Origin of the sequence: Pseudoalteromonas sp. ND6B, from assembly GCF_000764215.1 — a bacterium.
Lineage (GTDB): Bacteria > Pseudomonadota > Gammaproteobacteria > Enterobacterales > Alteromonadaceae > Pseudoalteromonas > Pseudoalteromonas tetraodonis.
The window spans coordinates 1-9,248 of sequence record NZ_JQFL01000041.1 but is presented as its reverse complement, the minus strand read 5'-3'; the positions used below and the strand labels follow the sequence as shown (position 1 = coordinate 9,248).

The window sequence follows — 9,248 nt, the reverse complement described above, 5'->3', positions numbered from 1 at the left end:
ATTCATTATAAGATTAAAGAAAATGGGCGCTACGTGAGTAAGGCTATTTATACCGTACTAGGTGTCAATATCGAGGGCCGCAAAGAGTTACTTGGTTTATATATCTCTGAAAGTGAAGGGGCTAACTATTGGCTATCAGTATTAACAGATTTACATAATCGTGGTGTATCCGATATTTTAATTGCCTGTGTTGATGGACTAAAAGGCTTCCCTGAAGCAATAGCAACAATCTATCCTGACGCCGAAGTGCAGGAGTGCGTTATTCATCAAATTCGTAATTCGATGAAGTATGTTGCTTCAAAGCACCAAAAAGAGTTTATGGCTGACTTGAAACCCGTTTATAAGGCAGCCACTAAAGATGCAGCAGAAGCCGCTCTCGCCGAATTAGATGCCAAATGGGGCAAGTTATACCCTATCGTTATCGAGTCTTGGCGTCGTAAGTGGGGCAATCTGTCGGTTTACTTCAAGTATCCAGATTACGTGCGTAAAGCTATTTATACCACAAATGCAATTGAAGCTGTACATCGCCAGTTTAGACGACTCACCAAGACTAAGGGAGCATTCCCTAATGAAAACAGCTTGATGAAATTATTGTATGCAGGCATATTGAATGCCTCGAAGAAATGGACAATGCCAATCCATAATTGGAATCTGACATTGTCGCAATTGGCCATCCACTTCGAAGGTAGGTTAGATGGTGTGCTAGATATTTAGCAACTTAGGCTGACACAGAATTCTGAACGCCCTCAAAAACTAGGGTATTCAATGACTACTCCCAACGCTTAGCTTTTTACTTATGCGTTGGGTCTGGTGATTACAGTATAATCGTTCAGGTTGAGTGGTAGTATTGCTCTTTCTAAATACGGCATTGCTGCTGTAGAGTTATTCTTTTTCAAAAAACATTTTTTTTATGGGCTTTAAATGTATACCTGATGTTTAAAAATGCTTGGTGTTAACTACAGAAGCAGATTTGTTAATTATCAAATTGTAGTGGTAGGTGCTATCCATTTTATTTCATTATTTGTGGCTAATTTTAAAAGAGTACTTTTTATAAATCATTACCCAACCGCTAACTTTCCTGCCTCATGCTACATTTCACTTGGCATGGGGTTGGTTAATTCCCACGTGATGTTCATCGGCTGGCTGCCGTTGTGGCTTTGGTATTTAACCTCGCCGTAGCATACAAACCTATAGTTTAGTTAGTAGATACAAAAGATGACTTTTTATTTAAGCCTAAACTTTAAAAGGTCTATGGCTTAATTTCTTTGCTCAGCTCATCAACTAAATCATGTGTGAATGGCCAAGGAATACCGGCTTTGCGTGTTAACTCTTTCAAATCGGGCGTAATTCTTTCAATATTTTTTGCTGCATTTAGATAAAGCCGATTTTGTTTTATGATGCTTTTTTCTAGTAATTCTAATCGGTCTCTTTCACTCTCGATTTCGTGTTTTTGTACTGTGATAGATTCTAATCGCAACTGTTTCTCATTCACTGATTTTTGAACTGCATCTCTATCTTCATATAACTGTATTATTTCGGATTCTAATTTTAGCTTCCTAAAAGAAAGTTCACTGACTTCACTTTCTAGGCTTTTATTAAATTGTTCAACTAATAAGTTTTTTTCTTTTTGAAAAGCCTTAATAGCATTTTCTTTATTTTCTTTAATGGTAAAACTTTTAACACTGTTTAATTGATTAATATCTTCTAGTAGTTTTTTCTTCTTACTTATTAAGTCTTGGTTTTTAAAATTCAGTTCGCTTCTTAGTCTAGCTTCATACTTATCTATTTCATTCTTAAGATTTGATCTGGACGCTATGTTTTCATTTATCTGAGCTAGTTTTTGTGAAGCATATTTAATATTTTCTACAAGCCCTTTATATTCTTTTCTATAAGCACTACGAATTTTTTCTTCGTCGTTTTTTACAATCACCTCAAGATTATTTTTGGTATATGATAAATTTTGTAGTTGTTCCCTGAGTAATGTTACGGCTGAATATAAACTTGTTTTTTCATGTTCGAATTCACTTAAAAATTTATCTCTTTCATTCATCAGATCTTTAATTAATTGACGTTCATGTGCATGACAGATCTCACCGATATAACCAGCGGGAGCTATACTTAGCCATTTTGCATTTGAATTTTCAAACAAATCATTTACCTCTTTTAACGTTATCACATCAGAGGTAGGTACAAAATTACTAAAATCGAACTCTATAGCATTTTTATTTAACCTTTTGTATTCTTTAACTTTATCAGTCTCGCAGAAATGTGATACCGCTATTTCAATTAAAATCTGTTCACCCTTCGAATAGCCAATAACGTCGGGAATTCGTTTAGAATTAGCAATAGGAGTTTCAATCTCGACATGGTCAAAAATAAGTGTGAAGCTGTAAGGATCAAAATTACCGATTGGTATTGTGAGCTGTTTATTATTACTGAGTACCTCTTTTGCTAATAAGTGAAGCTCTGTTTCGTAGCTCCATTTACAGTTTTTTGCTTTTTGATCATCAGGGGCATGGGCGAAATGGTTTGCTTGTATGGCTCCTTTTTTGGCAATTAACTGTGATCCGCAATCAACGCAAGTACAATTACATTTTAGGCCTCTATGAACATCATCAATACTCGTGATCCAGTTTTGCTCATTGTATGCTCTCGTCATTTTATAGTTATGGCTCATTAAACATCCTTATTTTAAATCAATCACCCAACTGCTAATTTCCCAGCCTCATGCCACATTTCACTTGGCATGGGGTTGGTTAGCTCCCACGTTATATTCATCGGCTGACTGCCATTGTGGCTTTGGTATTTAACCTCACCGTAGTTTACAAATCCCATGGTTCGGCCGTTTTCGTCTTTACCTTGTTCACGTACAAATAACAGGATGGTTTTGCCTGTTTGCTGGTGCTGAATATAACTAAGGCCTCGGCCGTGTTCTGGGCGGGCGCTGTTTTGCGTTTGCCAATGAAACAGAGTCGGGCTGATTGCGTAGTCGTGATACAGCGTGGTGGGTGAGTAGGTTTTTTCACACTTATTGAGTGTTACAAATAACAGCTCTAGGTTTTGGTTTTTAAATTCTAAAACACCTTCGCGGGCGGTCGATTTTTTATCAAACGAGTGCGCCCCAAATGCTGCGAGTATTTGTTGGCGCGTGTAGCGGCTGTGTAATTTGATTGCGTGATTAGGTAAGCACGTTAAATCGCTTTCTTGCTGGTGAATGCGGTTTATTAACAGCGCGATCACTTGGGCAAGTTCGTGCTGTAGTTCTTTGTGTTTAAGTGCCTGTAAGCTCTGTTTGAGGGTTTTAAACCCTAAACTTGTGCCTATGGTATCCCAAAAATTGTAATGCGCCATTAGCGCGTACTGTTGATTTTGTGGCGTTGGGGTAAAGCTAAAGTCGTTATTACATAAATCACGTAAAAAGCATAAGTAGCTGAGCGAGTCGCAGCCGAGTAATTGGGTGTTGATTGCGCGGTAATAGGCGGCGTAAATGTCGGCTTGCTCTGCGGGTATGTCATCGCCTTTTAACCAGTGCCAGCCGCCGAGTTTTTTATCTTTTGGTTTGTATATATCTTCAAGCGTAACTTGCGGGTTTATGCGTAAAAAGCTACTTAGCGTTAGCGCATCATTCGTATGCTGTGAATAGCTATTTATCAGCTGCTGTAAACGGCGTTTAGTGTTTATGGCTTGCTGAATATTTTTTAATATCGTTTTTTGCGTGCGCTCTTGGAGTTCAATACGACAACCCAGTGGTAAGTGCGGGAAGTTGTTTTCAATCTCAGTTTTTATTGGCTGATTACTTTTACCAATTAATGCGCGGAATTTACTGGCAAAGTCGTATTCTGGACGGGCATTTCCTACAAAGTCGAGTACCGTACAGCATTGCTTTTGGCTATTATCTGGCAAGCGCAAGCCACGGCCGAGTTGCTGTAAAAACAGCGTCAGGCTTTCAGTTGGGCGTAAAAATAAAAGAGTATCGACCTCTGGAATATCGACCCCTTCGTTAAAAATATCAACCACGCAGAGTATTTGTATCTCGCCTTGGCGCAGTGCTTGCTGCTTGGCCGTACGTTCATTAGTATTTTTGCTAGTAAGCACATCGGCGTTTATACCTGCTAAGTTAAATTTAGACGCCATAAACTCTGCGTGTTTTTGGCTTACGCAAAATGCCAACGCTCTTATATCGTGAACATTAGTCACTATATCAGCAAGGCTAGATATAATTTTGTTAGCGCGGCTGTTCTCCCCTGTATAAAGGTTACTTAGCTCGCTTATATCGTAACGCCCGCCTCGCCATGTTATTTGGCTTAGGTCGGTGTCGTCATCCAATCCAAAGTACTGAAATGGGCATAAATGGCGTTGGTTTATTGCCTCTGGCAAGCGAATTTCAGCGGCAATTACTCCACAAAAATCATCGAGTATATTAGCACCGTCTTGACGCTCTGGTGTGGCGGTTAAGCCAAGTAATATTGTGGGCGTAAAGTGATTTAAAATAGCGCGATAACTTGCAGCGCTTACGTGATGCACTTCGTCTATCACTATATAATCGTAGTAATCGCTGGTTAAATTGAGCGATTCAATTTGGCTGTTCAGCGTTTGAATTGATGCAAATAATTGGTTGTAACGCTGTGGTTTGTAGTTACCCACCCACAGCTCACCAAAGTCGTTATTTTTAAGTACACCACGGTAAGCGCTTTGTGCTTGTTTAAGTATTTCTTCGCGGTGGGCTACAAACAAAAAGTGTGCGTTTGGGTTTTTATCGCAAACGGTTTTAAAGTCGAACGCCGATATTATTGTTTTACCCGTGCCCGTTGCGGCAACCACTAAATTTTTAAAGCGATCATGAACGCTACGCTCAACGCTTAGTTTTTCTAAAATAGCGAGCTGATGGGTTTTTGGTGTTATATCAAAATAAAACTGGCTGCTTGCTTGGCCAACACCCCGTTGCTCGTTAAGTGAATTTATGAGCTTTTCTTTACATTCAACTTTGCCAGTAAATAGCTCGAAATCTGGCGATTGCCAGTAAGTTTCAAAGGTGCTTTTAGTTTTGGCTATGATGTGTGGGATCTCTTGGGCGGTAATTTTTAAGTTCCACTCAAGGCCGCTAGTAAGCGCCGAATGCGATAAATTAGATGAGCCAATATAACCGGTATGAAAACCTGTATTACGCATAAACAAATATGACTTTGCGTGTAAGCGCTCTTGCTGGTTGTTATAGCTAAGCTTTACCTCAGTGTTTGGTAGGTTAGCTAAAAACTCCACCGCTTTAGCATCCGTTGCACCCATGTACGAGGTGGTGATTACTTTGAGTTTATTGCCGCTTTTGGTAAACGCTTCAAGCTCATTTTTAAAAATACGCAGCCCCGTCCATTTTATAAATGAGACAAGCCAGTAAATAGTATCGGCAGATTTTATTTCACGTTTTAGCTCGGTTTCGAGTGAGATTCCCGCATTCGCACCGCTAAACAATTCGCTTTGTGTAAGCCCCGTTAGCGGAAATATATCTTTGGAGTAATCTTTAAGATTTGCAGCAATGGGATTTTGGGTATTAAACAGTGCAGTAAGAATACGCCCTTGGCTGTCGATAAGGTTTTCGTTGATCAGCTCGTCATCGCGAATATGATCTTTAAGCCACAGCACAAGGCTGTTTGCGAGGTTAATTTGCTCGTGCAAACGCTCGCTTGAATTGGGGATTGCATCAATGGCATGTTCAACCAGCCTGCCTAAAAAACGCGAAAGCCACGTAGCCGCCTCAGCCGATTCTAGTTGGCGTTCGCCCACATAAAATTGGTCACGATTTAAGTTTTGCTTAATTACTTGTGTAATTAACTGCTCGTAAATACCAATCTGTTGCATTAAATCGCTCCCTGTTTGCGAGCATTCAGTTTACTAAAAAATTCAATGTAAACAAGCATTAACTCATTTTTGAATTAAAGACCGCTGCCAAGACAATTTCCCCGTGATCACACCCGAAATTAAATTAATGATGAGTAATAACAGCGCATGGATGCGCGTTAAGCTGTGACTTCGCCATGGACGGCGAATACACAGCATTTACGTTCATATCATTAATTTAAATTGAGAAAATAGTGTGATCCTCGGGGCGCCGTGGGGTTCCAAGGGGCGGTCGGCGGTATCTGCCCCTTGGTTGCCGTCGCCAACGCGACATGTATAAATAAAAGCGACGAGCACCGAGTTACGGGCATCGAGCTTAGATATTAAAAGCTGCGCTTTTCGCGTCAGCAAGCTGCACGTCTACGTTGATAAAAAGCGCTAGGTTGTGTTTTCTGCCCGTCGCTCGCTGCTCGAAACCCGCTGTCTTCTCTTTGTGCATATATGGTTTGAAGTGATTTATTCAAAAAGAGGTTATGAAGCGCTGCGCTGAAGAGGTAACGCAAAAGGGACTAGGCGCTTTAAGTTCGCTGCTCGAAGCTCGAAGCTCGCTGCTTTAAGCTCGAAGCTCATTTCGTATCTATTTAAATAATATTGCAATCATATTAAATACCGCTAAACTAATCATTAGTATATTAATGACCGATTAGGTAGTCATTTATGAGATCTGAACAAGCATTAAAACTGGCGCGTCGATTGGGTGATTTAATTCGCCAGCATCGTACTTTACTTTATACCCAGAGCACGTTCGCTAAGATGATTGGTGTATCTCGCTCCACGGTACAAAAGCTTGAGCAAGGGGAGGTAGTAAAAAGCGATATATTGTTTGAAGCCCTTGTTGTACTTCAATTGCAAGGCTCATTGTTGGATGAAATTAACGAGCTTGCCGCAGATGTGGGCGGTTATAATGCAAGACAGCGTAAAAGCAATAAAACTCAGGTGATTAACGATGACTTCTGAAGCTTATGTATTTATTGACGGTTTAGAAGACAGCCCGGTAATTTGTGGTTTTTTTAAGTTAAATACACAAACAGGCCGAGGTGAGTTTAATTATGGTAAAAGTTACCTTGCGCGCTCTGATGCGTTTGCGCTCGATCCGCTGCATTTACCATTACAGCCTGGCATTGTTAGTTATTCTGCCAATAAAGGTGTGTTTGGGGTGTTAAGTGATGCGGGAGCTGATTCGTGGGGGCGTAAGCTTATATTGTCGCTGCATAATACCGAACCAAAAAATGAGCTAGAATTTTTACTCGCAGGGTCTGGGTATGGTGTTGGCGCCTTGGTATTTAGTTTGTCGCGCAGCGCATCAAAACATAAAGCGAATAAAAATACATTAGCCGATTTAGCTTTGTTAGATCAAGCAAAGGACGATTTGCTCGCCAATAAAACGATTTCACAGGAAGCAAAAAAAGCCTTTGAATTTGGTCAAAGTATGGGGGGAGCAAGACCTAAAACCTCTGTGAAAATTGACCAAAAACTTTATTTGGCAAAGTTTAATCGTCAAGACGATTTGTTTAATTTAGCTAGGGCTGAGCATGGCGCTATGTGTATGGCTAATGAATTGGGGATTCGCACTGCAAATACCCGTATTCATGAAACAGAAAATGGCGATGTTCTGTTAGTTGAACGTTTTGATGTAAGCGATGACTTACCAACTCATCACTTTTTAAGCGCCAATAGCTTATTACAAAAACCAAAAGTCGCGATAAACGACTTAGCAACATACTATAGCTACGGTGAATTGGCTGAATTTATTCGCCACCACACAGGTGAGTTCGCTGCTGATGCTACAGAGCTCTACAAGCGAATGGTATTTAACGTATTTATTGGTAATACTGATGATCACAGCCGAAATCATGCATTTTTGTATCACTTTTCAGGGCAAACGTGGCGTATGAGCCCCGCTTATGATATTACCCCTATTAATAACTCAAAGCAGCATGGCATAGGGCTTGGTGATGATGGCCGATATGCTAGTATCGATAATTTACTGTCGCAAGCCAAACGCTTCGGCCTCAACAAGGCTCAAGCAACAAAAATAATTGCCGAGGTTGAGAGTTATACTCGCCAGTGGCCAACGCACTTTAAACGTTTTGCTAATATCAGTGATATTGACATAAAACGCTTAGAAAGCGTAATACCTTCTATAAGTTAAAGGCTAATAAAGCAGTCATTAGTGGTTTAATGACTGATTAAGTAGTCATTTATTAATTGGCGCTTATATGAACCTTAAAGCGGGAATGAGAAGGCAGCGGGCTTCGAGCGACGAGGCGCGGGTAAAATGCAAAAGCCTATAAATACGCGATATAAAATCGCTGCTACAGAATAATATTTGGCTTTTTTATTTCCTCTAAAAGCGCAGCGTCTCATAACCTCTTTGTGAATAAATTACTTAAAAATTATTTGAACACAGAGAAGACAACGGGCTTCGAGCGACGAGTAGCGAGCTTTACAAACAGCCTGATATAAGCCCTGAACCTAGAGCCTACTCTTTTAGCGCAGCGTCTCTTTCGGAGTTTTTCAAGTTAGTTGTCGCCTCAAGTTAAATTTTATGCCGCCCGCATTTCTTCTTTTTTCTCAGGGTTTAAATTTACTTCATTTATCATTGACCAGTCTCGTGACTTCCCTGACCAACGGCTTGGGTTATTCAATTTAGCTGCGTCGTTTACCTGCTGACGCTTAGCTAATATTTCTTTATCTAAACCTGAATGACGTTGGTTTGGCGTCACAAATTTTATACCACTGTGTAGATGCTCATTATTGTACCAATCAACGAACCCACTTACCCATTCTCTTGCTGCGCTTATATCTTCAAATGGCTTTTCTGGGTATTCTGGGCGATACTTTAACGTTTTAAATAACGACTCAGAGTATGGATTGTCATTACTTACTGACGGTCGACTAAATGATGGCACAATCCCTAACTCCTGTAATGTTGCCAGTAATGTCGCGCCTTTCATTGGGCTGCCATTATCTGAGTGTAACGTAACTTGCTCGCGCTTTATTTGCTCTCGACTGCAAATATCCTTCATTAAATCCGCGGCTAATTCACTTAACTGTGTGTCGTAAACCTGCCAGCCAACAACCTTTCGACTAAAAATGTCCATCACTAAATATAAGTATAAAAATTGCCCTTTTACGCTCGTTGGTAAATAGGTGATATCCCAAGTGTAGACTTCATTTGCACGCACTGCTTTCAGTGCTCTTGGCTTTTTCATCGGCTTAGCTGGCTTTACTTTTTCTCTATGCGTTAATAAGTTATGTGCCTTCATGACACGATAAAACGAACTTTCAGACGCTATCCATATGCCCTTATCAAGCAGCTTAGGGACTATTTTACTGGCCGGTAAATGCCCATA

At 40.3% G+C, this 9,248-nt stretch carries 6 protein-coding genes; 3 read left to right on the top strand and 3 right to left on the bottom strand.

Going from position 1 to position 9,248, the window contains the following annotated elements:
- Positions 1-714, top strand: a 714-nt coding sequence (locus tag ND6B_RS08380; protein ID WP_033102931.1) for an IS256 family transposase, incomplete at its 5' end; no start/stop codon positions are given.
- A 535-nt stretch (positions 715-1,249) separates the two neighbouring features.
- Here ND6B_RS08380 and ND6B_RS19775 read toward each other — a convergent pair.
- Both ND6B_RS19775 and ND6B_RS08385 read right to left on the bottom strand, forming a co-directional pair.
- A complete protein-coding gene (locus tag ND6B_RS19775; RefSeq protein ID WP_051686716.1) occupies positions 1,250-2,677 on the bottom strand; it encodes a hypothetical protein in 1,428 nt (475 codons plus the stop codon).
- 23 nt (positions 2,678-2,700) lie between these two features.
- The gene (locus tag ND6B_RS08385; RefSeq protein ID WP_033103635.1) at positions 2,701-5,853 is read right to left on the bottom strand and encodes a DUF3427 domain-containing protein; all 3,153 of its coding nucleotides are present in this window, start codon (positions 5,851-5,853) and stop codon (positions 2,701-2,703) included.
- Between the two features lie 696 nt (positions 5,854-6,549).
- Between ND6B_RS08385 and ND6B_RS08390 the strand changes: the two genes are divergently transcribed.
- A complete protein-coding gene (locus ND6B_RS08390; protein ID WP_004589614.1) occupies positions 6,550-6,849 on the top strand; it encodes a helix-turn-helix domain-containing protein in 300 nt (99 codons plus the stop codon).
- A complete protein-coding gene (locus ND6B_RS08395) occupies positions 6,839-8,044 on the top strand; it encodes a type II toxin-antitoxin system HipA family toxin (protein ID WP_033103634.1) in 1,206 nt (401 codons plus the stop codon). The genes ND6B_RS08390 and ND6B_RS08395 overlap by 11 nt, the downstream gene beginning before the upstream one ends.
- Before the next feature lie 394 nt (positions 8,045-8,438).
- On the opposite strand, the gene ND6B_RS08400 is transcribed toward ND6B_RS08395, so the two are convergent.
- A partial coding sequence (locus ND6B_RS08400) for an IS3 family transposase (protein ID WP_033103605.1) occupies positions 8,439-9,248 on the bottom strand: 810 nt, incomplete at its 5' end.